Genomic DNA, 22,438 nt, shown 5'->3' with positions numbered 1-22,438 from the left:
CTAGACTTGTTCCCTTTCGCGCCCCAGTCGAACAAGGTCAGTCATGAAGAACAATCGCCATCCCGCCGACGGAAAAAAACCGATCACGATTTTCGGCCCGGACTTTCCGTTCGCCTTCGATGACTGGATCGAGCACCCGGCCGGTCTGGGCAGCATCCCGACCGAGAACCTTGGAAAAGAAGTCGCCATTGTGGGTGCGGGCATCGCAGGCCTCGTCGCTGCGTACGAACTGATGAAGCTCGGCCTCAAACCCGTGGTGTACGAGGCCTCAAAAATGGGCGGGCGCTTGCGCTCCCAGAAGTTCGAAGGCGCCGAGGGGATCATCGCCGAGCTGGGCGGAATGCGTTTTCCGGTGTCCTCCACAGCGTTCTATCACTACGTCGACAAACTGGGCCTTGAGTCCAAACCGTTTCCCAACCCGCTGACCGCGGCGTCCGGCAGCACCGTGATCGACCTGGAAGGCACGACGCACTACGCACAGAAGCTGTCGGACTTGCCTGCGCTGTTTCAGGAAGTGGCCGACGCCTGGGCCGATGCCCTCGAAGACGGCGCGCAGTTCGCGGACATTCAGCAGGCCATCCGTGACCGCGATGTCCCGCGCCTCAAGGAACTGTGGGACAAGCTGGTGCCGCTGTGGGACGACCGCACCTTCTACGACTTCGTCGCCACCTCCAAAGCCTTCGCCAAACTGTCGTTCTATCACCGTGAAGTGTTCGGCCAAGTCGGGTTCGGCACCGGCGGCTGGGACTCGGACTTCCCGAACTCGATGCTGGAAATCTTCCGCGTGGTCATGACCAACTGCGACGATCACCAGCACTTGATCGTCGGCGGCGTGGAGCAAGTACCGCTCGGCATCTGGCGTCACGCCCCTGAGCGCTGCGCTCACTGGCCGGAAGGCACCAGCCTCTCGACGCTGCACCACGGCGCACCGCGTACCGGCGTGAAACGCATCGCACGCGCGGCCGACGGCCAATTCGCCGTCACCGACAACTGGGGCGATACCCGTCATTACGACGCTGTTCTGGCGACCTGCCAAAGCTGGTTGCTGACCACGCAGATCGAATGCGAAGAGTCGTTGTTCTCCCAGAAGATGTGGATGGCACTGGACCGCACGCGCTACATGCAGTCGTCTAAAACCTTCGTCATGGTCGACCGCCCGTTCTGGAAGGACAAAGACCCGGAAACCGGCCGTGATCTGATGAGCATGACGCTGACCGATCGCCTGACGCGCGGCACCTATCTGTTCGATAACGGCACCTACTCCAACGGCGTCGAAAAGCCGGGCGTGATCTGCCTGTCGTATTCGTGGATGAGCGACGCGCTGAAAATGCTTCCGCACCCGGTGGAAAAGCGCGTCAGCCTGGCGCTCGGCGCACTGAAAAAGATTTACCCAAAGGTCGATATCGCCGCACGCATCATCGGCGACCCGATCACCGTGTCGTGGGAAGCCGACCCGCATTTCCTCGGCGCCTTCAAAGGCGCGCTGCCAGGCCACTATCGCTACAACCAGCGCATGTATGCGCACTTCATGCAAAAGGACATGCCCGACGATCAGCGCGGCATTTTCATCGCGGGCGACGACGTGTCATGGACGCCTGCCTGGGTTGAAGGCGCCGTGCAGACCTCGCTCAACGCGGTGTGGGGCATCATGACCCACTTTGGCGGCAAGACCCACGCCGAGAACCCGGGCCCGGGCGACGTGTTTCACGAAATCGGCCCGATCGTTTTACCGGAATAAGGAGCCTGCTCATGCGCGTCGCGCTCTATCAATGCCCACCGTTGCCGCGGGATGTCAGCGGCAACCTGCAACGTCTCAACACACGGGCGATCGAAGCGGCGGCGCAAGGCGCGTCGCTGCTGGTATGCCCTGAGATGTTTCTCAGCGGCTACAACATCGGCGCGCAGGCCGCTCGTTCGCTGGCGCAACGCAGTGATGGCCCGGCAGCGCAGGCCATCTCGGCCATTGCTCAGGCGACCGGCGTGGCGATTCTGTACGGCTATCCCGAGTTGGGCGCTGACGGTCAGATTTACAACGCCGTGCAATTGATCGACGCCCACGGTTCGCGTCTCTGCAATTACCGTAAGACTCATCTGTACGGCGAACTGGACAAGTCGATGTTCAGTGCAGGCGAAGAGCATTTCCCCATCGTGGAATTCAACGGCTGGAAGCTGGGATTCCTGATCTGCTACGACGTGGAGTTTCCCGAAAACACGCGGCGTCTAGCGCTGGAAGGGGTTGATCTGATTCTGGTCCCGACCGCGAACATGGCCCCCTATGACTTCGTCGCTGAAGTCACCGTGCGGGCGCGCGCTTTCGAAAACCAGTGCTATCTGGTGTACGCCAACTACTGCGGCAGTGAGGGCGACATTCATTACTGCGGCTTGAGCAGTGTCTGTGCGCCGGACGGCAAACAGGTCGGCCTGGCGGGTCAGGATGAAACGCTGGTGGTCGCGGAACTGGATCGGCAATTGATGAGCGAATCGCAGGCCATCAATACCTACTTCAAGGATCGACGCCCCGGGTTTTATGCAGGCCTGATCAAGGACTGAACAAGACACCGCTCCTCAGGAGATCACCGGGCACTCTGTGGGAGCGAATTCATTCGCGAATGACCTCACAGCCGACATAGATGTGTCGCCTGCATTGGCCAATCGCGAATGAATTCGCTCCCACAGGGTGCTGGCGTACCTCCGAATCAGGCGTGCTCCGCACCCTTTCTGCCGTTATCCGCTAGCATGACCACTCACTTTCCCGAGCGCTGCGGAAAACGTCATGCCTGTCTCTGATTCATCCACCCAACGTTCGCTGACCCTTTCCAACGGCCTGCGCGTGTCGCTGTGTTCGGCGCCGCGTCTGAAACGGTGTGCGGCGGCTTTGCGGGTAGCGGCAGGCAGTCATGATGTGCCCGAACAGTGGCCAGGACTGGCGCACTTTCTTGAGCATCTGTTCTTTCTCGGGACCGAGCGTTTTCCCGCCGACGAAAATCTGATGGCCTACGTCCAGCGCCATGGCGGGCAGCTCAACGCCAGCACCCGAGAACGCACCACTGACTTCTTTTTCGAGTTACCGGCGGCCGTGTTTGCCGAGGGTCTGGACCGGTTGTGCGAGATGCTGGCTCACCCGCGCCTGACGATGGCCGATCAGTTGCGTGAACGGGAGGTGCTGCATGCGGAGTTCATCGCCTGGTCGCGAGACGCCGCGTCACGCAATCATCTGAAACGGCTGCAGCCGATATCGCCCTTGCATCCCCTTCGCTGGTTTCATGCGGGGAACCGCTTCAGTCTGCCGGTCCCGCGTCCGGCGTTTCAGCGGGCGTTGCAGGATTTCTACCGGCAGTTCTACCAAGCAGGTCAGATGACCTTGAGCCTGGCGGGACCGCAATCGCTGGAAGCATTGCAGGCGCTGGCCGAGACCTACGGAAGCTATTTCGCCAAGGGCCGTCGGATTGATCAGCACACACCTCCGGCACTGATGGACACCTCCGCCGGGGCGCACGCACAAGAGGCTCCGAGACAGGTCCATCTGATGTTCGCCTGCGAGGGATTGCCACAAGGTCATGAGCAGGCTGCCGCGTTTCTCTGCACCTGGATGAATAACGCGCAGCCGGGCGGCCTGGTGGCGACACTGCGCGATCGGCGGTTGATCGAATCGCTCACGGCAGAAGTGTTGTACGAGTTTGACGGGCAGGTTTTGATCAGCGTCGAAGCGGTGATCACCGACGTCCTCGCTACGGAAGGAACGCCTTTCACTGTAGGAGCGCGCTTGCCCGCGAAGACGTCAGAGGTGCGCACGCAGATTTCAGACCTGCTACTCAACTGGCTGACCTTCTTCAAAGCGCATTACCACCCATTGCTCAACGAATACGCCCTGCTCGAACAACGTCGCCTTGCCGTCGATGGCGCATTGGCGCTTGCCCGACATTACAGCGGCGAGACGACAACTGAACCCGGTCTATCGGATCAGGCAATTCGTGCCGTGGATGCGTTGCTCGAAACCCTCACGCCGCAGACGCTGTTGCAGCCAAGTCCTGAAGTCGCGGAACGCCCCTTGCTGAGCGCCGACTGGCGGCTGCCCGAGCCCAATCCTTTTCTGCGACCAAACCTTCAGACAGAAAGCCTCACGGCGCCGCTGCCGTCATTGACCTTCAGTGAAGTGCTGCCAGCCAACGGCGAAGCCACCGCCTATCTTCGCTGGACGCTGCCTGCACCGCAGCCAAAGCTCGCCCTCCTGCTCAACGACAGCCTGAAATCGCTGACCGCCGATGCCCGGCAAGCAGGCGTGGCGCTGACTTTCAGCGCTTACGGAAACTTCTGGCAGTTGAAAGCGAGTGGTCTGGCTGAACCACTTCCCGCCGTGCTGGAACAGGCGCTGCGGTTGCTCGGTCAGCCAGACGCACAGACGCTCTCGCGTTATGGACAACCCAGCCAGGAGCCTGCGCCGATCCCGATTCGCCAACTGCTCAAAACGCTTCCTGATCATTTTTTGAACAGCATCAACACCGCAGAAACCCGAGACGTGGAAAGCATCTGGGCCAACGCCCGCTGGATCGACTTCGCGACCGGTCTGGATGAGATCGCCCAACGCGAACTCGCTCACGCCCTGCGGCTGATGCCCGGTGTCGCCGAGGAAAAACCCAATCACCCACCCGTCCTGGCGCCGGGCAAACGCTGGCAACACGAGACGTCGGATGCCTCCGAAGATGCGGTGCTGGTGTTCTACCCGACGCCGTCGACACTGATCGAAGACGAGGCGATGTGGCGATTGTTCGCACAGTTGGTACAAGCGCCGTTCTATCAGCGCCTGCGTGTCGAACTGCAACTGGGCTACGCAGTATTCAGCGGTTTCCGACAGATTGCCGGGCAAAGCGGGCTGTTGTTTGGCGTGCAATCACCCAGCGCCAGCGCCGGACAGTTGATCGACCACATCGAGTCCTTCATGGTGACACTGCCTGACCGGATCAAAGACGCTCACCTCCCCGCGCAGATCACCGCGCTTCAGAGCCAACTCGATCCCGCGACCCTGGACAGTTCGCAGGCGGCCGAAATGCTGTGGCAGGCTCACCTGGCCGGGCATTCAGCGCATTACCTTGAGCGTCTGCAACATTCGTTTGCACATTTGCAGCCCGAAGAACTGAAGCGCGCCGCCAGTCGGGTAGCGCTACCTGAAACCACGGTCTTGTGCCTGTCCAATCGCCCCAGCCCAGGCGTGGCGGCACCTGCAGCCAGATGATCCTTGCGGGAAATGCAAAAAGCTTTATCTGATATTTCATCGTTGGGACGGCGTTATTTTTAGTAACATAGCTCCCTAAGCATTTGAACGTCTCCTCTCGCAGGTGTACTAAAGATGTACTTACCCACCCTTGCATTAACCCAGAAGGAGTCTTTTATGTGGACTAAACCTGCTTACACTGATCTGCGTATCGGCTTTGAAGTCACCATGTACTTCGCAAGCCGTTGATTTCTGCGCGGTGAGAAGCCTCGGTTCGCCGGGGCTTTTTTGTTAGAGGATTTCAGATTTTCGGGCGCAGCAGCCCACTCGGTACGGAGCACACATGCACATCCAGATTCTCGGCTCGGCGGCGGGCGGCGGTTTCCCTCAATGGAACTGCAACTGCGTCAACTGCGCAGGCTTTCGCGACGGCAGCCTGCGGGCGCACGCTCGCACTCAGTCGTCCATTGCCCTGTCGGACGACGGCGTGAACTGGGTCCTGTGCAACGCCTCCCCCGACATTCGCGCTCAACTGCAAGGCTTCGCCCCCATGCAACCCAATCGGGGCCTGCGTGACACGGGCATCAGCGCGATCATCCTGATGGACAGCCAGATCGACCACACCACCGGCCTGCTGAGCCTGCGCGAAGGTTGTCCGCATCAGGTCTGGTGCACTGAGATGGTCCATGAAGACCTGACCACAGGCTTTCCGCTGTTCACCATGCTCAAGCACTGGAATGGCGGTCTGGACTGGAACCGCATCGAGCTGGAAGGCAGCTTCGTCATTCCCGCCTGCCCGAACCTGCGCTTCACGCCGTTTCCGCTGCGCAGCGCCGCCCCGCCCTACTCGCCTCACCGCTTCGACCCACACCCCGGTGACAACATCGGGCTGATGGTCGAAGACCTTCGCACCGGCGGCAAATTGTTCTACGCACCGGGCCTGGGCAAGGTCGATGATGCCCTCATGGAAAAGATGAGCGGCGCCGACTGTCTGCTGGTGGACGGCACGATGTGGGACGACGATGAGATGAAGCGCCGAGGCGTTGGCACGCGAACCGGCACGGAGATGGGTCACCTGGCGCAAAACGGCCCCGGCGGCATGCTGGAAGTGCTGGAAAAACTGCCCCGACAGCGCAAGGTGCTCATCCACATCAACAACACCAACCCGATCCTCGACGAGGATTCGCCCGAGCGCGCAGAGCTGGCCCGCCGTGAGGTTGAAGTGGCGTTTGATGGCATGAGCATCGAGCTTTAAAGCTGATCGTTAAAGACTGAGCTCAACCGTGGACTCGAACTGTGGGAGCGAATTTATTCGCGATGGTCTTCCAGGCGACGCATTTCCGTCGCTCGATCCATTTTCGCGAATGAATTCGCTCCCACAGAAATATACCCACAGGATCTGTGATAAATGGGTAAGGAACATGCCGACATGAGCGAAGCAAAGCCGCTGTCACCCGCTGAATTCGAACAGGCCTTGCGTGCCAAGGGTGCGTATTACCACATCTACCACCCGTTCCACGTGGCGATGTACGAAGGCCGTGCGACCCGCGAGCAGATTCAGGGCTGGGTCGCCAACCGCTTCTACTATCAGGTGAACATCCCCCTGAAAGACGCGGCGATTCTGGCCAACTGCCCCGACCGCGAGATTCGTCGCGAGTGGATTCAGCGCCTGCTCGACCACGACGGCGCGCCCGGAGAAGACGGCGGTATCGAGGCCTGGTTGCGTCTGGGACAGGCCGTCGGGCTGGACCCGGATCAACTGCGCTCGCAGGAACTGGTCCTGCCGGGCGTACGATTTGCCGTCGATGCGTACGTGAATTTCGCCCGTCGCGCCAACTGGCAGGAAGCGGCCAGCAGCTCGCTGACCGAACTGTTCGCCCCGCAGATCCACCAGTCGCGGCTGGACAGCTGGCCGCAGCACTACCCGTGGATCGATCCGGCCGGCTACGAATACTTCCGCACACGCCTCGGCCAGGCACGTCGCGATGTCGAGCACGGGCTGGCGATCACGTTGCAGCACTACACGACGTGGGAAGGTCAGCAACGCATGCTGGAAATCCTGCAGTTCAAACTCGACATTTTGTGGAGCATGCTGGACGCCATGACCATGGCGTACGAGCTGAATCGCCCGCCTTATCACAGCGTCACTGACCAGCGCGTCTGGCACAAAGGAATTGCCCTATGAGTTTCAATCGCGAACAAGTGCCCAGCTGGCGCCGGGGTTACCGTTTCCAGTTCGAGCCGGCGCAGAATGGCCACGTGTTGCTGTACCCGGAGGGCATGATCAAGCTCAACGAAAGCGCCAGCGAGATCGGTGGCCTGATCGATGGTCAGCGTACGGTGGGTGCGATTATCGGCCTGCTTGATGAAAAATTCCCCGGCGTTCCCGAGCTCGGCATCGACGTCGAGCAATTCATGGAGGTCGCTCGTGCAGAACACTGGATCGAACTCGCCTGAGCCTGGTTCAGCGCCAGTGCATACGCAGCCTTACATTCCCCCGACGCCCGCCGTCGGCCTGCCACTGTGGCTGCTCGCCGAGCTGACCTATCGCTGCCCACTGCAATGCCCGTACTGCTCCAACCCGCTGGATTTTGCCAAACAGGGGCAGGAACTGAGCACCGAGCAGTGGTTCAAGGTGATGGCCGAAGCCCGGCAGATGGGTGCCGCGCAGATCGGATTTTCTGGCGGTGAGCCGCTGGTGCGGCAGGACCTGGCCGAGCTGATCGCGGAGGCTCGACGGCTGGGTTTCTACACCAACCTGATCACCTCCGGCATCGGCTTGACCGAGCAGAAGATCATCGACTTCAAGGAAGCCGGTCTGGACCATATCCAGATCAGCTTTCAAGCCAGCGACGAGCAAGTGAACAACATGCTCGCCGGCTCGAAAAAGGCCTTCGCGCAGAAGCTTGAGATGGCCCGCGCAGTGAAGAAGCACGGCTACCCGATGGTGCTCAACTTCGTGACGCACCGGCACAACATCGACAAGATCGACAAGATCATCGAGCTCTGCGTGGCGCTGGAAGCGGACTTCGTCGAGTTGGCGACCTGCCAGTTCTACGGCTGGGCGCACCTGAATCGCGTCGGGTTACTGCCTACCCAGGATCAGTTGGTGCGTGCCGAACGCATCACCAATGAGTACCGCGAGAAACTGGCTGTCGACAATCATCCGGTCAAACTGATTTTCGTGACGCCCGACTACTACGAGGAACGCCCGAAAGCCTGCATGAACGGCTGGGGCAATCTGTTCCTGACCGTCACCCCGGACGGCACCGCCCTGCCTTGCCACGGCGCGCGACAGATGCCCATCCAGTTCCCGAATGTGCGCGACCACACCCTGCAGCACATTTGGTACGACTCCTTCGGCTTCAACCGTTTTCGCGGTTACGAATGGATGAAGGAGCCCTGCCGCTCCTGTGATGAGAAGGAAAAAGACTTCGGCGGATGCCGCTGTCAGGCCTTCATGCTCACGGGCGACGCCAGCAACGCGGACCCGGTGTGCAGCAAATCGCCTCAGCACAACCTCATCACCCAAGCCCGCGACGAAGCCGAGTATGCTAGCCAGACCATCGAGCAACTGGCCTTCCGCAATGAACGAAACTCGCGCCTCATCGCAAAATCCTGACCTGTTCTCTGCTGCCGAGGCTGTGGCGGCAGGGATCGATTTCGCTGAACTGAGCGTCAGTCCCGCTGGCCTTTTCTGGAATGAATTCCGCCCGCAGGACGCGGCCTCACGCATCTGGCGCTGGAGCAACGGCGCCCTTTCATGCCTGACACCGGAGGGTTTCAGTGTTCGCAGCCGCGTCTACGAATACGGCGGAGGCTCGTTCTGCCTGACCGACGATACGGTCGTCTTCGTCAACGAAGCCGATCAACAGATCTACCTGCAGCTCTTCGACTCCCCCACGCCACATGCCCTGACTCAAGGCGACAAACGCTACGGCGATGTCCGATGTGCGCGTGGGCACATTCTGGCCGTTGAGGAAGATCATGACGTTCATCGTCTGGTCTCCATCGCCCTCGTGGACGGCCGCCGTAAAGTGCTGGCAGAAGGCGCCGACTTTTATGCATCGCCCACCCTGAGCCCGAATGGTGATCGCCTGGTGTGGATCGAGTGGTGGCGCCCGCACCAACCCTGGACCTCCACGCGACTGATGAGCGTCGAGCGTCAACCCGATGGCCATTGGGGCCGCGCCCATTGCCTCGCTGGCGGTTTGGGCCTGGAAGCGCTGCAGCAACCTCGCTTCGACGACGCCGGTCGGTTGTATTGCCTGACCGATCGCGCCGGTTTCTGGCAGCCGTGGGTGGAAACGCTGGACGGCTTCGAAGCGTTGCCCGCCGCCAAAGCAGACCACGCGCCTGCGCCTTGGCAACTGGGGGGTTCGAGCTGGCTGCCGCTGAACGATGGCGCTTATCTGGCGAGCTGGTCGGAAGACGGCACAGGCTTATTGGGATTGCGTGCGGCGGACGGCTCGCTGGAAGACTTCAGCGGTGAATACACCCGCTTCCGCAGCCTGGCGGTTGACGATCAATACCTCTATTGCATCGCTGCCTCGGCAATCAAGCCTGCAGCCGTGGTGGCGGTCAGTCGCTCGGACAAACGCGTGAACGTGCTGGCGGGCGGTGTCGCGCCGTTACCCGCCGACCGTATCAGTCGCCCGCAACCGCTGCGCTACCCCAGCGGCAAGGCCGAAGCGCACGGTTACTTCTACCCCGCCATGAATGGGGAGGACAAACCCCCGCTGGTGGTGTTCGTCCACGGCGGTCCGACATCTGCCTGTTATCCCGTGCTCGACCCGCGCATCCAGTTCTGGACGCAACGCGGCTTCGCGGTCGCCGACCTCAACTATCGAGGCAGCACCGGTTATGGCCGCGCGTATCGGCAGGCGTTGTTTCTGGAATGGGGCGTGGTCGACGTTGAAGACGCTTGCGCAGTCGTCGAACACTTGGGGGAAAGAGGCCTGATCGACCCGAACAACGCCTTCATTCGTGGCGGCAGTGCAGGCGGTTACACAACCCTGTGTGCGCTGGCGTTCAAGGACGTGTTCCGCGCGGGCGCGAGTCTGTACGGCGTCAGCGATCCCTTGGCGCTGGCTGAAGCCACCCATAAGTTTGAGGCCGATTATCTGGATTGGCTGATCGGCGACCCGGACATCGACATGGCCCGCTACCGCGAACGCACGCCGTTGCTGCATGCCGACCAGATCAAAGTGCCGGTGATCTTCTTTCAAGGTGAGCTCGACGCCGTGGTCGTCCCCGCCCAGACCCGCGACATGCTCAACGCCCTTCTGGAAAAAGGCATCGCCGCCGAAGGCCATTTCTATCCCGAAGAACGCCACGGCTTTCGCAAAGCCAGCAACCTGGCTCACGCACTGGAAACCGAATGGGCGTTCTACCGCAAGGTGATGGGCAACTGAGGAAACACGCGGCGGCTGATTTTGCTGCCGCTGCGCGGCAGATCGCGGGACAAGCCACGCTCCTACAGTTTCGGCGTGAATCAGCAGCACGCAGCACATCGCCAGATCACGATCTTGGGTTTATCGAGACACCGCTTCTGGCCGGAGACCGTAGGAGCGTGGCTTGTCCCGCGATCTGGCGCGAAGCGGCAGCAGATTCGGTAAATGCGTGCGGCGCCGGAATTACTTCCGGCTGGCAATGATGTACACCGCGTGGATTATGCCAGGGATGTAACCGAGCAGGGTCAGCAGGATATTGAGCCAAAAGGCGCCCGCGAAGCCGACTTGCAGGAACACGCCCAAGGGTGGCAGCAGGATGGCGATGATGATGCGAATGATGTCCATGGGTGAAGCTCCTGATTGAGAAGATGGCCCATTCGGGCCACACAGCTAATCGACATTGCGCGATTGCAGGGGTTCCGCCACGCATAGCAACACGCCATCAACGAGCACAAAAAACGCCCCGCACCCAGGAGACCGGTGCAGGGCGAAGCGTACGAAACGCAAGACGGTATACGGATTTCAGAGACGGACTAGGCCATGAGTGCGCTAGGCACCGCGTGCCGTTGCGGCTTGGCGGGTGGGCGTGGACGCGCGGGTTGTATCGAGGAGGGTTCCTCCACCCAGCCCGGCAGCTCGTCGACCACTGCAGTGCACGCAGCGCCACGGGCCAATAACGCCGCGCTGCGCGGGCTGCGATTGGAATGGTCACCCAGTACAACGATATCGGCACGCACGCCGTAGAAGTCTTCGCAGAGCAGGCCGCCCTGTTGCCCGACCGTGCCGCGCGCTTCATTGAAAATCAGCAGAATGTTCAGCTCGCGGCAGAGCTTGGCCACGCCCTGCACATACGCCTGCGACGCGGGCGTAATGACACTTTCACCTTGAATCGGCTCCAGCACGACCGCGACCGTGGTGGAATCCACTGCCGCAGCCATCGCGGCCAAGTCGTTGAAAGGCACACGGCTGAACCCTGTCGCCATTGACGCAATCAGCGGATCAAAACGACCACCGCTGGCGACGACCACACCACACTGGCCACGGCGATGATGCTCGCCCCACTTGCGCGCCAGCGTCATTGCGCCGCCAAACGCACCCTCTTCATCAGCGAACAACCCTGCCTGATCGCTGCCGGTGCGTTGGCGCAGGCGCTGAAGAGGCGATAGCAACGCCGGAGAATCAACGGGGACGGCGCGATCGGCGTCAGTCCTTCGCAACAGTTTGAACAGATTCATGCGCGCAGCCCTTCCAGTGGCAGGCCCAGCAGACGATCGCTCCAGTCCTCGACGCGTCCGGTGCGCAGGCGTTTGAGGGCGATGTCCCGCCAGCGAGAAGACAGCGCCGGGCAGTCGACCAGTTTTTTCAGGCCCGCATGCTCCAGCGGCTCCTGGTAAAAACTGCGCAACGCCCACGCGATCGTCAGACCCGGATAGCTGCGCTGAATCAATTCGAAGGAATCATCGGGGCTGACGAAGCCGGGCTTCAGCACCCGGTAAAACCAGCCGCAGCGCCCGGTGTCCTGCGCATGTTGCGGCAGGTCCTCAATCCCCCAACTGTGACTCAGGCGATAGCACGGCGAGCGCGGCTGGCTGATCTGCAGCAACGCCCCGCCCCAACGAAACATGTCGCCCAGGCAGGCATGTTCTTCGGTCAGGCCGTGGGAAGAGAGATTTTCGCCGAACGCCGGTGCGCGCCAGTCAATGTGCGGGTAATGCTTGCGCCAGTATTCATAGTGTTCGGAGGGATAGTGATGCAGGGCGCGCTCCGGCCCGGTATGGAAGCGCGGGTCACCGTGTTCGTCGGTGCCAAGCCCCTGCGGCCAGAGCCATAAGCGCCGGTCCAATCGGTGCTTGTCGATATCGCTGATCAATCCATGACCCAGATTTTTCGCTTTACCTATGTAAACACCTTCGACCTGGACACTGTTCATTGCGCGTTATGGCCCTGTAACCCTCGTGAGTTGGGGGTAGACTATGCCTCGTGCGTCAAAACGACCATTTCGATTTTCCAGCCATTTCGATAAGACTTACTTATGGATTTTCGCCAACTGCGTTATTTCGTCGCGGTCTACGAAGAAGGTCATGTCGGCCGCGCTGCCGAGCGTCTGTCGTTGTCGCAACCGGCCCTTTCGCAACAGATTCGTCTACTCGAACACGGCCTCGACGTCAGCCTGTTCGAACGCAGCAGTAAACGTCTCCTGCCAACCCTCGCCGCGCACACGTTATACAACCATGCCGTCCCGCTGCTTGAAGGGATGCAGCGCGCCCGCGATGCACTGCGCAACTTCAAGGGTCAGTCGCAACGGACGCTGGCCATCGGCGTGATGCAGACCGTGCACTCCAGCCTGGTTCCGCAGATGCTTGAACACGTGCGCAAGGAGCAGCCGCATCTGGTGGTGCAGATCTACGAACTGAGCGCGATGGAAATCGAGCGTCGCCTGCTAAACGGCTCGCTGGACATCGGCATCAGCTACCTGCCGCCCCGTCAGCCTGGGCTGCATGGCATGCTGCTGTACGAAGACGAACTGAAGCTGGTCATCCCGGCGAATCACCCGTTGCGCGAATTCAAGAAAGTCTCGATGAGCCAGGCGGCCGAACTGCCCATGCTGCTTTTAGGCGAAGAGTTCCAGGTGCGGCAGATCTGGCAGAGCCAATTGAGCAATCTGGGTCGCCGCCCGCACGTTCAGGCCGAACTGAACAACATGGCCGGCATTCTCGACAGCTTGTCTCACATGAAGCTTGCCACCGTGCTGCCGGGTCGCGCGCAGGATATTCAAGAGAACGAAGAACTGTTGTGGAAACCGCTGAGCGAACCGAGGGTGCCATTGCAGATCGGACTTGTGTATCGAGATGCCCTACGACAGCAAACGACGCTGGAGCTGCTGAAGTCGGTACTGGAAGAAGTGGTCAATCCCGCACCGGCCGCGCTGGAGAGGTTGTGAGGCAGACGGAGGGATTTTCAAACCGCAGATAAAAGAAAACCCCGCCGAGGCGAGGTTTTCCAGACTGTTTCCCTGTGACTTCCCTTTCGTCCCGCCATCCTGGCAGGTAGTCCCTACGTGTCCATGTTGTCTGTTTGCGCATCCTGCGCGACGTCCATGTAGTTAGATTAATCTTGGATCCATTAGAGCGATAGAGCCAGTTTGTCATCACGTCGTGTAAGCAAATGCTTACACGACGGATACATGATCAAAACTGCGAAGCATCCAGCAGATAGAGCGACTCACTGCCTGCCTTTACAGAGGCGGCCAGCGAATGGATTCTCGGCAACAAACGCGCGAAGTAGAAGCGCGCAGTGCCCAGCTTGCTGACGTAGAAATCCTCCTGGGCTTCTTTACCGAGCGCTGCCTTGGCCGACATTGCCCACATGTAGGCGTAGGCCGTGTAGCCGAACGCATGCAGGTATTCGACGGAGGCCGCACCGATTTCGTTCGGGTTAGTCCGCGCCCGGTCGAGGACCCAGTCAGTCAGCTCGTCAAGCGTCGTCAACGCAGCAGCCAACGGCTTGGTGAATTCACTCAGCGCACTGTCGGAAGACGCGATGAATGCGCGAATTTCGTCGGAGAACAGCTTGTAGTACGCGCCACCACTGGCGACGACTTTGCGCCCCATCAGGTCGAGCGCTTGAATGCCGTTGGTGCCTTCGTAGATCTGGGTGATGCGCACGTCACGCACCAGTTGCTCCTGGCCCCACTCACGAATGTAGCCGTGGCCGCCGAACACCTGCTGGCCATGCACGGTGGTATCGAGGCCCATGTCCGTCAGGAAGGCCTTGGCCACCGGCGTCAGCAACGCAACCAGCGCATCGGCGCGCTCGCGCACGCTGGCGTCTTCGCTGTACTTGGCGGTGTCCAGTTGCATGGCGACGTACGTAGAGAACGCACGGCCGCCTTCGTTCAAGGCCTTCATGGTCAGCAGCATGCGACGCACATCAGGGTGAACGATGATCGGATCGGCAACGGTGTCCTTGGACTGAGCACCGGTCGGCGCACGGCTTTGCAGGCGATCGCGAGCGTATTCGATAGCGTTCTGGTAGGAGCGCTCGCCCGAGGCCAGACCCTGAATGCCAACGCCCAGACGCTCGTAGTTCATCATCGTGAACATCGCCGCCAGGCCTTTGTTTGGCTCACCGACCAGATAGCCCTCGGCCTGATCGAAGTTCATCACGCAGGTGGCCGACGCCTGAATGCCCATTTTGTGTTCGATCGAGCCGCAGGAAACCGTGTTTCGAGCACCCAGACTGCCGTCACCGTTGACCAGGAATTTAGGCACCAGGAACAGCGAAATGCCTTTCGGGCCCGCGGGCGCATCAGGCAGCTTGGCCAGCACCAGATGAATGATGTTTTCGGTGAGGTCGTGCTCGCCGCCGGTGATGAAAATCTTGGTGCCGCTGATTTTGTAGGAACCGTCAGCCTGAGGCTCGGCCTTTGTGCGCATAATCCCCAGATCGGTGCCGGCGTGCGCCTCGGTCAAACACATGGAGCCGGCCCAGATACCCGCATACATGTTTGGCAGGTAGGTGGCCTTCAAATCCTCACTGGCGTGGTTATTGATCGACACACACGCGCCGGAGGTGAGCATCGGATACAGCCCAAATGCCAGGCTCGACGAGTTGACCATTTCTTCGACCTGCGCCGAGACCGCCTTCGGCATGCCCATGCCGCCAAACTCAGGGTTACCGCCGACGCCGACCCAGCCGCCTTCGGCATAGGTTTTGTAAGCCTGGACGAAACCCGCCGGCGTGGTCACGGCGGTGTCTTTCCAGTGGCAGCCTTCTTCGTCGGCCGCACGGCTCAGGGGCGCAACGGATTTGCCGGTGACCTTGCCGGCCTCTTCGAGAATGGCCTCGACGGTTTCTGCATCCACCGCTTCGGACAGCTCGGGCAATGTGGCCCAGAGCCTGGAGACTTCGAACACTTCATTCAGGACGAAGCGCATATCGCGCAAAGGCGCTTTGTAGTCAGCCATGGCAAACCTCGCAAACAGCAGCAAATAACCCGGAAAAAGGGACGCCGCAGTCATTCAGCGGCGTCGATGTGTCATTGAATCCGAGTGTACATGAACACCATTTGCGACACATAGGGTCAGGTAGTGACCATTTATCTAATTTAGGTCACAAAAAACCAGAATGCATTCAAAGGCCTTCACAGAGCCGTGAAAGCCTTTGATTACACGGGAAAGGGAATCCGGATCAGCTGGCGGCGGCCATTCTCACAGCGCCGCGCTTGTTCGTCTGACCGTGTGATATCACGCAATTTCGGCCCGCACCTTTGGCCGCATAGAGCGCTTGATCCGCCGCCTTCAGCACTTCTTCCGGATTGCGATGTTCCGGCTGGCGCTCAGCGACGCCTATGCTGACCGTGACCGACACCGTCGAAGCTTGCGAGCCCGCCCGGCGCTGGCGACCCTGCTGATCATCCTGCGGCCGACTGTCCGGATTACGCAGGTGAATGGAGTAGTTGGCGATGGTTTCGCGAATCACTTCCAGGTGCGGCATGCACTCCTCCAGCGTCTTGCCCGCGAAGACAAGTGCAAACTCCTCTCCGCCGTAGCGATACGCGCGGCCGCCGCCGTTGGTGATCTTCGACAGCTTGCTGGCAACCAGGCGCAGCACCTGATCGCCGACGTCGTGGCCGTGGGTGTCGTTGAATTTCTTGAAATGGTCAACGTCGCTCATGGCCAACACGTAGCTGCGGCCCAGGCGCTGCATCCGTTCGTTGAGTGCGCGTCGTCCGGGCAAGCCGGTCAGCTCGTCACGGAACGCCATCTGATAGGCCTCGTGCGCAACCGCCGAGGCGATCATCAACATCACCTGGCTGCACATGATGTTCAGCGTGAACGGCAGAATGAATGTTTTGGGCAACGCCCAGAACAGTCCGAGCAGACCCACCAGTTGCGCCGCGTGCAGCGGACGGGGTTTGCGGATGTACTGCGTGATGAGCACCGCGAAAGCGATCAGGAAGGTCGCGTAAGACAGCTGGATCAGGCTCATCCACTCGCCGTGCAGCGACGGCCAGCGGATGTCGGCCAACCAGGCCAGCAACGCTTCGGGGAAGCTTTGCTCAAGCCCAAGCGCCACGCTGCCCACCGCCACGAAAACGGCCAGACGGGCGACGAGGTCCTGAAACAGGTGCGTGCGTTCTTCCCAGGCGGCGTAGAGCGCGAACATTACCGGTAGCAACAGACAACACAGGTGGAACACCACCGCAGCGTCGTCGCGGACCTTGCCGTTGTCCCGGTAGTAATCGGTTTGTGTGTCGAGCAGGAAATACGCGGTGTACACGGTGATCATCAGAAACAGTTCACGCTGGCGTTTATAAACGCCGCAATACGCACCGCCGAGCAACAGCACCAACGTGGGGAGCACGTTGAACAGTGAGGTGAAGAAGACGTTGAGGTCCTTGACGTACGCAGCCGCGAGTCCGGCGATCAACAACGCCAGTGACGGTAAAAAATGGCTGAGACGTGCGGCGGAAGGGCGCAGCAAGAGGAATGTCTCCTACTTGTACAAATCAAATGGCATTGTGCCTGTATCGGCCAGATCATAGATTTGATGAGGAGAATTTGTGAGATGGATCACTCTTTTTTGCGTCACCTCAGACCTGTAGGAGCGCGCTTGGCCGCGAATGAATGGCACATTCACCACCATTGCAATGGATGTACTGACCTGATCGCGGGCAAGCGCGCTCCTGCAGATCGGCGGTGCGCACAAAAAAGCCGCTCACCCCGAAGGACAAGCGGCTTTGAGATAAAAGCCTGCGGCTGACTCAGTAAGCCAGGCCGAAGTGCTCTTCGTTCATGTCCATCAGGTTGTTGGCGCCCGACAGCATGGCCGCAACGTGCGCGCGGGTGCGCGGCAGGATGCGCTGGAAGTAGAAACGAGCGGTCTGCAGCTTCGCGGTGTAGAACGCTTCTTCCGTGGTGCCAGCCGCCAGTTTTTCGGCTGCAACACGTGCCATGTCAGCCCAGAAGTACGCCAGGCACACATAACCGGAGAACATCAGGTAATCCACCGAAGCGGCACCGACTTCTTCGCGATCTTTCATGGCGGCCATGCCGACCTTCATGGTCAACTCGCCCCACTCTTTGTTCAGCGCAGCCAGCGGCGTCACGAATTCGTTGACGACCTCATTGCCTTCCTGCGACTGGCAGAACTTGTGAACGATCTTGGTGAAGCCCTTCAGCGCCTCGCCCTGCGTCATCAGCACTTTACGACCCAGCAGGTCGAGAGCCTGAACGCCGGTGGTGCCTTCGTACAGCATCGAAATACGGCTGTCGCGCACGTTCTGCTCCATGCCCCACTCGGCGATAAAGCCGTGGCCACCATAGATCTGCACGCCGTGGTTGGCCGACTCGAAACCGACTTCAGTCATGAACGCCTTGGCGATCGGCGTCATGAACGCCAGCAGGCCGTCGGCTTGCTTCTTGGCTTCGGCGTCATCGCTATATTTGACGATGTCGACCTGTTTGGCCGTGAAATAAACCATCGCACGTGTGCCTTCGGCGAAAGCCTTCATGGTCAGCAGCATCCGACGTACGTCAGGGTGGACGATGATTGGGTCAGCGGCTTTTTCAGGCGCTTTCGGGCCGGTCAGCGAACGCATTTGCAGACGCTCGCGGGCGTATTTCAGACCACCCTGGAAGCCGATCTCGGCGTGAGCCAGACCTTGCAACGCAGTGCCCAGACGCGCGGTGTTCATAAAGGTGAACATGCAGTTCAGGCCTTTGTTCGCCGGGCCGATCAGGAAACCGGTGGCGCCGTCGAAGTTCATCACGCAGGTGGCGTTGCCGTGGATGCCCATCTTGTGTTCCAGCGAGCCGCAGTTCACCGCATTGCGCTCACCGACGCTACCGTCAGCGGATGGCAGGAACTTAGGAACGATGAACAGCGAGATGCCTTTGGTGCCCGCAGGCGCGTCAGGCAGGCGGGCCAGTACGATGTGGACGATGTTATCGGCCATGTCGTGTTCGCCAGCGGAAATGAAGATCTTGGTGCCAGAGACTTTGTAGGAACCATCAGCCTGAGGCTCGGCCTTGGTGCGCAGCATGCCCAGGTCGGTACCGCAGTGAGGTTCGGTCAGGCACATGGTGCCGGTCCACTCGCCCGACACCAGTTTGGTCAGGTAAGCCTCTTGCTGCTCAGGGGTGCCGTGCTCGGAGATGGTGTTCATCGCGCCATGGGACAGGCCTGGGTACATGCCCCACGACCAGTTGGCTTCGCCGACCATTTCGCTGACGGCCAGACCCAGCGACTCAGGCAGGCCTTGGCCGCCGTGCGCAACGTCATGGGCCAGGCTTGGCCAGCCACCTTCGACGAATTGTTTGTACGCTTCTTTGAAGCCGGTCGGCGTTTTAACGCCGGACTCGCTCCAGGTGCAGCCTTCGGTGTCACCCACACGATTCAGCGGTGCCAGTACCTGCTCACAAAACTTGGCGCCTTCCTCGAGAATGGCGTCGACCATGTCAGGCGTGGCGTCCTGGCATGCTGGCAGACTCTGATAGTGCGCTTCGTAACCAAGCAGTTCGTCACGAACGAAGCGAATATCACGCAAGGGGGCCTTGTAGTCAGGCATAGCGATAAACCTCTGCTGATGAATCCTGGAATTGGATGACCGTTCGGTCACTGCGGGGACTGGCCCCTACGCCGACGTCGATTGTTTTGCTCGGCGGTCAAACAGGTGTTTGAAACATACGTTTACGCCTAATCCTTGTCAAGGGTACGTCTCGCACCTTTCATCGTCGGCGCGTTGAGCATCAGGCAGGAACAGGCCCGCAGCCGGGATTCCGGCTGAGTCGAATAACATTGAGTCTAGTTGAGGAGGCGTTGCGAACGGCCGTCAGAAGACCGTGATTCGGACGGCTGATAAGGCGTTATTCAGAAGGAAGGCGCACAACGAAAACGTGCACCTAAGCGCACGTTGGAGAAAGCATCAAGCAGAGGTCAGGCGTACGTGTCGATGAGCGTACCAAGCATTTCGTCACTGGCTTTTTCCACTTTGACGCCCGCCTGGACCTGGATCTTGCCCTGAGTCAGTTCGACGATATTGGTGGCCATGTCGGAGGCCGGGGGACGATCAACCGCACGCAAACGCTCAAGCTGGAAATCGGAAGACTGGGTGCGTCCGGACACTTCCGTCGCCGGGCTGGCCAACTGGGTGGCGGCCTGATCGACACGGTTCTGCCCGACCTGAATAGCACTCAGGCCTGGATACAGCGTGTTGTTCAGTGAAATTTGCATGACCACGGTCCTCTGTTCATAAAGCGAACAGTCAGTATTGAAGCAGACGACGGGTGAAAACGCCCGACAAAAACAATAATGGCATTGGGCCTGCTAATAGAGACGACCCCGAACTGCGAACAACTGTTCCACGCCTCACAGACGTGGCAACCGGTAACACGCGGTGCCAGAAAAGGGTGCAGCGCGAAACAACCCGAGGCATCACCTTAACCGGTCCGACCCATGCACGCCGCAGTCAAACCCTCGAACTGTGCAGTGGCGCACATCCTGCATCCTGTGCTGAACTGCCCTTCTCTCACGGATCAGCTGTCGAACGCCGCCATGCGCCCAAAGGAACTGAAACACTGGACCACCGGAATCGCCCATCTCCTCGATCTTCCGGGGGGTGCAGCGCGTCTGGGCGGACTGAGTCAGTGGCTCAAGCAGATTGCGCCCGTCGACCACTTCGTCCTGTTCGTTTATGAGGGCAATCACCGTCCTTTGGCGTTGTTCGACACGTTCCCTCCCGACAAACGCAAGATCTACGTCGACGACTATCAGGTCGGGCCTTACCTGCTCGATCCGTTTTATCTCGCGTGTACACGCAAACAACCGCCAGGCCTGTGGCGGTTGCGGCAGTTCGCCCCCGACCACTTCTACCTCAGCGAATACTATCTGGCGTATTACCAGCAGACGGGCCTGGCTGAGGAAGTCGCGTTCTTCATCGATCTGGGCGGTGACGCCATGGCGGTGTTGTCGTTGATGCGCGCCACGGCCAGCTGTGCGTTCAGTCGCGATGAACTGCAGTTGATCGAGTGCGCGCAGGCCATCGTCGAACAGGTCATCACCGAAGCCTGGCGTCAGCATCGCGAGCAACAGCCGCGCTCGGCACAGGATCTGGACTTCAAGGTCCACGCTGCTTTCGATCATTTCGGCGATCACATTCTCACCGGACGCGAGCAGGAAATCGTTCGCCTGTTGCTGCGCGGGCATTCCAGCGCGTCGGTAGCAGAACAGCTCTCAATCAGTCCAGGCACTGTGAAAATTCATCGCAAAAACATCTACGCCAAGCTCGGCATCGGCAGTCAGGCCGAGCTTCTGGGGCTGTTCATCCGCGAGCTGACCGGGCCGGACGTCGCCGTTTCCGCCTGATCCAACACCTTTGTAACTGTCGCCCCCTGCCTCTGGTCTTTGTAGGAGCCGGCTTGCTGGCGCCTACATAAGATCGCCCCCTGAAAGTTGATCTCGACTCGGCTGTCCAGAAACGACCTCTATCCCCCAAGGGATATATACAGCGCAAAACCGCGATTGCTAGTTTGGCCTCCATTGCAGCGAACCCTGCACGGAATGCGAGAGCCCATGATGAGCGACAGTCGCCACGAAAACGATATCGAGTTCTGCAACGTAGAGAAGCACTACGGGAACCTCAAGGCCGTCAATAACCTGAGTTTTCAGGTCAAGCGCGGCACCTTTCACTCCTTCCTCGGCGGCTCCGGCTGCGGCAAGACCACCACGCTGCGCATGATCGCAGGCTTCGATCAGCCGACCCTCGGCGAAGTGCGCCTGGCCGGCAAGAACGTCGCCGGCGTGCCGGCTTATCAGCGTCCAGTGAACATGGTCTTCCAGCACTACGCGCTGTTCCCTCACATGACCGTGTCGCAAAACATCGCCTACGGCCTGCGCTATCTCACCCCTCGCCCCAACAAGAAAGAACAGCAACGCCGCGCGGACGAAGCACTGGAGATGGTTCGCCTGTCCGGGCTCGGGCATCGCAAGCCGAGCGAATTATCGGGCGGTCAGCAACAGCGTGTGGCGCTCGCCCGGGCACTGGTGAACAAACCCACCGTGCTCTTGCTCGATGAGCCGCTGGCCGCGCTGGACCGCAAGCTGCGGAAGGAAATGCAGTCCGAACTGCTGCGCTTGCAACGGGAAGTCGGCATCACGTTTGTGCTGGTCACCCATGATCAGGAAGAAGCGCTGTCGATGAGCGACAGCATCAGCGTCATGCACAGCGGATCGATCATCCAGACGGCCTCTCCCGAACAACTCTACGAAGCACCGGCCACGCGCTATGTCGCCGACTTCATCGGCGAATCCAATCTGTTCAGCGGCACGGTGCGCCACGTACAGGGCAATTCGGCCGTGTTGCGCACAGAACAAGGCATTGAGCTGAGCAGCCCGTTGACGCCGAACGGCACCCCGTTGAGCGCCAACACCGAGGGCTGCATCGCCGTGCGCCCGGAGCTGATCGACATCGCCGCAAAAGGCGGTCTGTACGGTCGGGACGTGACCCTGGACGGCTGCGTCGAGGACCGCATCTACCTCGGCAACATCACCGAATACCGCGTGCGCACCCAGCCGTTCGGCATCGTCTGCGTGCGTGTTCCGCGTCAGCACGGGGCGGGCGGTCAGGGCACGGTCGACCCATCGGGTTTTGAACACGGCGCCGCCGTTCAGGTGGGCTGGAACAACGCCAGCGGCCTGGCCATGGCCCTGTAGCGAATCAAGCAACGAGCAACGTCACGCTAACGATTGAATCAATTATCCGACGGGGAGAATG

General features: G+C 60.2%; 19 protein-coding genes. 12 read left to right on the top strand and 7 right to left on the bottom strand.

Annotated elements, in window-relative coordinates:
• Positions 1-43: 43 nt before the first annotated feature.
• From AB4N84_RS13020 to AB4N84_RS12980, 9 genes are all read left to right on the top strand, one after another.
• A complete protein-coding gene (locus tag AB4N84_RS13020) occupies positions 44-1,738 on the top strand; it encodes a flavin monoamine oxidase family protein (RefSeq protein WP_074752246.1) in 1,695 nt (564 codons plus the stop codon).
• An 11-nt stretch (positions 1,739-1,749) separates the two neighbouring features.
• A complete protein-coding gene (locus AB4N84_RS13015; RefSeq protein WP_460046652.1) occupies positions 1,750-2,550 on the top strand; it encodes a carbon-nitrogen hydrolase family protein in 801 nt (266 codons plus the stop codon).
• A 223-nt stretch (positions 2,551-2,773) separates the two neighbouring features.
• Positions 2,774-5,230, top strand: coding sequence for a pyrroloquinoline quinone biosynthesis protein PqqF (pqqF, locus tag AB4N84_RS13010; RefSeq protein WP_460046650.1), 2,457 nt, complete (start codon positions 2,774-2,776; stop codon positions 5,228-5,230).
• A gap of 156 nt (positions 5,231-5,386) precedes the next feature.
• On the top strand, positions 5,387-5,458 hold the full coding sequence (gene pqqA / locus AB4N84_RS13005; RefSeq protein WP_008365141.1) for a pyrroloquinoline quinone precursor peptide PqqA: 72 nt from the start codon (positions 5,387-5,389) through the stop codon (positions 5,456-5,458).
• A 94-nt stretch (positions 5,459-5,552) separates the two neighbouring features.
• Complete coding sequence (gene pqqB, locus AB4N84_RS13000; protein WP_460046649.1) at positions 5,553-6,464, top strand: pyrroloquinoline quinone biosynthesis protein PqqB; 912 nt, start codon at positions 5,553-5,555, stop codon at positions 6,462-6,464.
• A gap of 174 nt (positions 6,465-6,638) precedes the next feature.
• Entirely contained in the window at positions 6,639-7,394 is a 756-nt protein-coding gene (pqqC, locus tag AB4N84_RS12995) for a pyrroloquinoline-quinone synthase PqqC (protein WP_346832975.1), read from the top strand.
• On the top strand, positions 7,391-7,666 hold the full coding sequence (pqqD, locus tag AB4N84_RS12990) for a pyrroloquinoline quinone biosynthesis peptide chaperone PqqD (protein ID WP_074752249.1): 276 nt from the start codon (positions 7,391-7,393) through the stop codon (positions 7,664-7,666). The genes pqqC and pqqD overlap by 4 nt, the downstream gene beginning before the upstream one ends.
• 34 nt (positions 7,667-7,700) lie before the next feature.
• The gene (gene pqqE / locus AB4N84_RS12985) at positions 7,701-8,831 is read left to right on the top strand and encodes a pyrroloquinoline quinone biosynthesis protein PqqE (RefSeq protein ID WP_074752518.1); all 1,131 of its coding nucleotides are present in this window, start codon (positions 7,701-7,703) and stop codon (positions 8,829-8,831) included.
• On the top strand, positions 8,797-10,623 hold the full coding sequence (locus tag AB4N84_RS12980) for a S9 family peptidase (RefSeq protein WP_460046647.1): 1,827 nt from the start codon (positions 8,797-8,799) through the stop codon (positions 10,621-10,623). Before pqqE ends, AB4N84_RS12980 begins: the two co-directional genes overlap by 35 nt.
• Before the next feature lie 222 nt (positions 10,624-10,845).
• Here the strand turns inward: AB4N84_RS12980 and AB4N84_RS12975 are convergent, their stop codons facing one another.
• The 3 genes from AB4N84_RS12975 to AB4N84_RS12965 all read right to left on the bottom strand — a co-directional run bounded on the left by AB4N84_RS12975 (position 10,846) and on the right by AB4N84_RS12965 (position 12,592).
• A complete protein-coding gene (locus AB4N84_RS12975; RefSeq protein WP_074752251.1) occupies positions 10,846-11,007 on the bottom strand; it encodes a YqaE/Pmp3 family membrane protein in 162 nt (53 codons plus the stop codon).
• 188 nt (positions 11,008-11,195) lie between these two features.
• Positions 11,196-11,897: an aminotransferase class III-fold pyridoxal phosphate-dependent enzyme gene (locus AB4N84_RS12970; RefSeq protein ID WP_460046645.1), complete on the bottom strand. Its 702-nt coding sequence runs from the start codon at positions 11,895-11,897 to the stop codon at positions 11,196-11,198.
• Entirely contained in the window at positions 11,894-12,592 is a 699-nt protein-coding gene (locus AB4N84_RS12965; RefSeq protein ID WP_074752253.1) for an MOSC domain-containing protein, read from the bottom strand. Before AB4N84_RS12965 ends, AB4N84_RS12970 begins: the two co-directional genes overlap by 4 nt.
• Positions 12,593-12,694: 102 nt before the next feature.
• Between AB4N84_RS12965 and AB4N84_RS12960 the strand changes: the two genes are divergently transcribed.
• Positions 12,695-13,603 (top strand): LysR family transcriptional regulator, encoded by a 909-nt coding sequence (locus tag AB4N84_RS12960; RefSeq protein WP_460046643.1) that lies wholly within the window; start codon positions 12,695-12,697, stop codon positions 13,601-13,603.
• A gap of 247 nt (positions 13,604-13,850) precedes the next feature.
• Here AB4N84_RS12960 and AB4N84_RS12955 read toward each other — a convergent pair whose 3' ends face one another.
• From AB4N84_RS12955 to AB4N84_RS12940, 4 genes are all read right to left on the bottom strand, one after another.
• Positions 13,851-15,629 carry an acyl-CoA dehydrogenase C-terminal domain-containing protein gene (locus AB4N84_RS12955; protein WP_074752520.1) on the bottom strand — a complete coding sequence of 593 codons (1,779 nt, stop codon included), beginning with the start codon at positions 15,627-15,629 and terminating at the stop codon, positions 13,851-13,853.
• A 223-nt stretch (positions 15,630-15,852) separates the two neighbouring features.
• Positions 15,853-17,148, bottom strand: coding sequence for a GGDEF domain-containing protein (locus tag AB4N84_RS12950; protein ID WP_460046641.1), 1,296 nt, complete (start codon positions 17,146-17,148; stop codon positions 15,853-15,855).
• A gap of 280 nt (positions 17,149-17,428) precedes the next feature.
• The gene (locus AB4N84_RS12945) at positions 17,429-19,234 is read right to left on the bottom strand and encodes a phenylacyl-CoA dehydrogenase (protein WP_460046639.1); all 1,806 of its coding nucleotides are present in this window, start codon (positions 19,232-19,234) and stop codon (positions 17,429-17,431) included.
• Between the two features lie 368 nt (positions 19,235-19,602).
• The gene (locus AB4N84_RS12940; protein ID WP_074752257.1) at positions 19,603-19,899 is read right to left on the bottom strand and encodes a pyrroloquinoline quinone biosynthesis protein PqqE; all 297 of its coding nucleotides are present in this window, start codon (positions 19,897-19,899) and stop codon (positions 19,603-19,605) included.
• A gap of 321 nt (positions 19,900-20,220) precedes the next feature.
• Here AB4N84_RS12940 and AB4N84_RS12935 point away from each other — a divergent pair, with 321 nt between their 5' ends.
• Together AB4N84_RS12935 and AB4N84_RS12930 are read left to right on the top strand one after the other, a co-directional pair.
• The gene (locus AB4N84_RS12935) at positions 20,221-21,030 is read left to right on the top strand and encodes a helix-turn-helix transcriptional regulator (protein WP_074752521.1); all 810 of its coding nucleotides are present in this window, start codon (positions 20,221-20,223) and stop codon (positions 21,028-21,030) included.
• A gap of 210 nt (positions 21,031-21,240) precedes the next feature.
• Complete coding sequence (locus AB4N84_RS12930; RefSeq protein ID WP_460047009.1) at positions 21,241-22,377, top strand: ABC transporter ATP-binding protein; 1,137 nt, start codon at positions 21,241-21,243, stop codon at positions 22,375-22,377.
• Positions 22,378-22,438 lie beyond the last annotated feature (61 nt).

This window comes from Pseudomonas sp. S2_H01, from assembly GCF_054668305.1.
Note: the sequence above shows the minus strand (reverse complement) of the source record. Positions and strands in the feature narration are given on the sequence as shown.

Excerpts from the sequence above, each read along its gene's own strand:
- AB4N84_RS12980 (WP_460046647.1), top strand. The coding sequence starts at position 8,797 with ATGAACGAAACTCGCGCCTCATCGCAAAATCCTGACCTGTTCTCTGCT.
- AB4N84_RS12960 (WP_460046643.1), top strand. The coding sequence starts at position 12,695 with ATGGATTTTCGCCAACTGCGTTATTTCGTCGCGGTCTACGAAGAAGGT.
- AB4N84_RS12945 (WP_460046639.1), bottom strand. The coding sequence starts at position 19,234 with ATGCCTGACTACAAGGCCCCCTTGCGTGATATTCGCTTCGTTCGTGAC.
- pqqD (WP_074752249.1), top strand. The coding sequence starts at position 7,391 with ATGAGTTTCAATCGCGAACAAGTGCCCAGCTGGCGCCGGGGTTACCGT.
- AB4N84_RS12970 (WP_460046645.1), bottom strand. The coding sequence starts at position 11,897 with ATGAATCTGTTCAAACTGTTGCGAAGGACTGACGCCGATCGCGCCGTC.
- AB4N84_RS12940 (WP_074752257.1), bottom strand. The coding sequence starts at position 19,899 with ATGCAAATTTCACTGAACAACACGCTGTATCCAGGCCTGAGTGCTATT.
- AB4N84_RS13020 (WP_074752246.1), top strand. The coding sequence starts at position 44 with ATGAAGAACAATCGCCATCCCGCCGACGGAAAAAAACCGATCACGATT.
- AB4N84_RS12930 (WP_460047009.1), top strand. The coding sequence starts at position 21,241 with ATGAGCGACAGTCGCCACGAAAACGATATCGAGTTCTGCAACGTAGAG.
- AB4N84_RS12965 (WP_074752253.1), bottom strand. The coding sequence starts at position 12,592 with ATGAACAGTGTCCAGGTCGAAGGTGTTTACATAGGTAAAGCGAAAAAT.
- pqqC (WP_346832975.1), top strand. The coding sequence starts at position 6,639 with ATGAGCGAAGCAAAGCCGCTGTCACCCGCTGAATTCGAACAGGCCTTG.
- AB4N84_RS12955 (WP_074752520.1), bottom strand. The coding sequence starts at position 15,629 with ATGGCTGACTACAAAGCGCCTTTGCGCGATATGCGCTTCGTCCTGAAT.
- pqqF (WP_460046650.1), top strand. The coding sequence starts at position 2,774 with ATGCCTGTCTCTGATTCATCCACCCAACGTTCGCTGACCCTTTCCAAC.
- AB4N84_RS12935 (WP_074752521.1), top strand. The coding sequence starts at position 20,221 with ATGCGCCCAAAGGAACTGAAACACTGGACCACCGGAATCGCCCATCTC.
- AB4N84_RS12975 (WP_074752251.1), bottom strand. The coding sequence starts at position 11,007 with ATGGACATCATTCGCATCATCATCGCCATCCTGCTGCCACCCTTGGGC.
- pqqB (WP_460046649.1), top strand. The coding sequence starts at position 5,553 with ATGCACATCCAGATTCTCGGCTCGGCGGCGGGCGGCGGTTTCCCTCAA.
- AB4N84_RS13015 (WP_460046652.1), top strand. The coding sequence starts at position 1,750 with ATGCGCGTCGCGCTCTATCAATGCCCACCGTTGCCGCGGGATGTCAGC.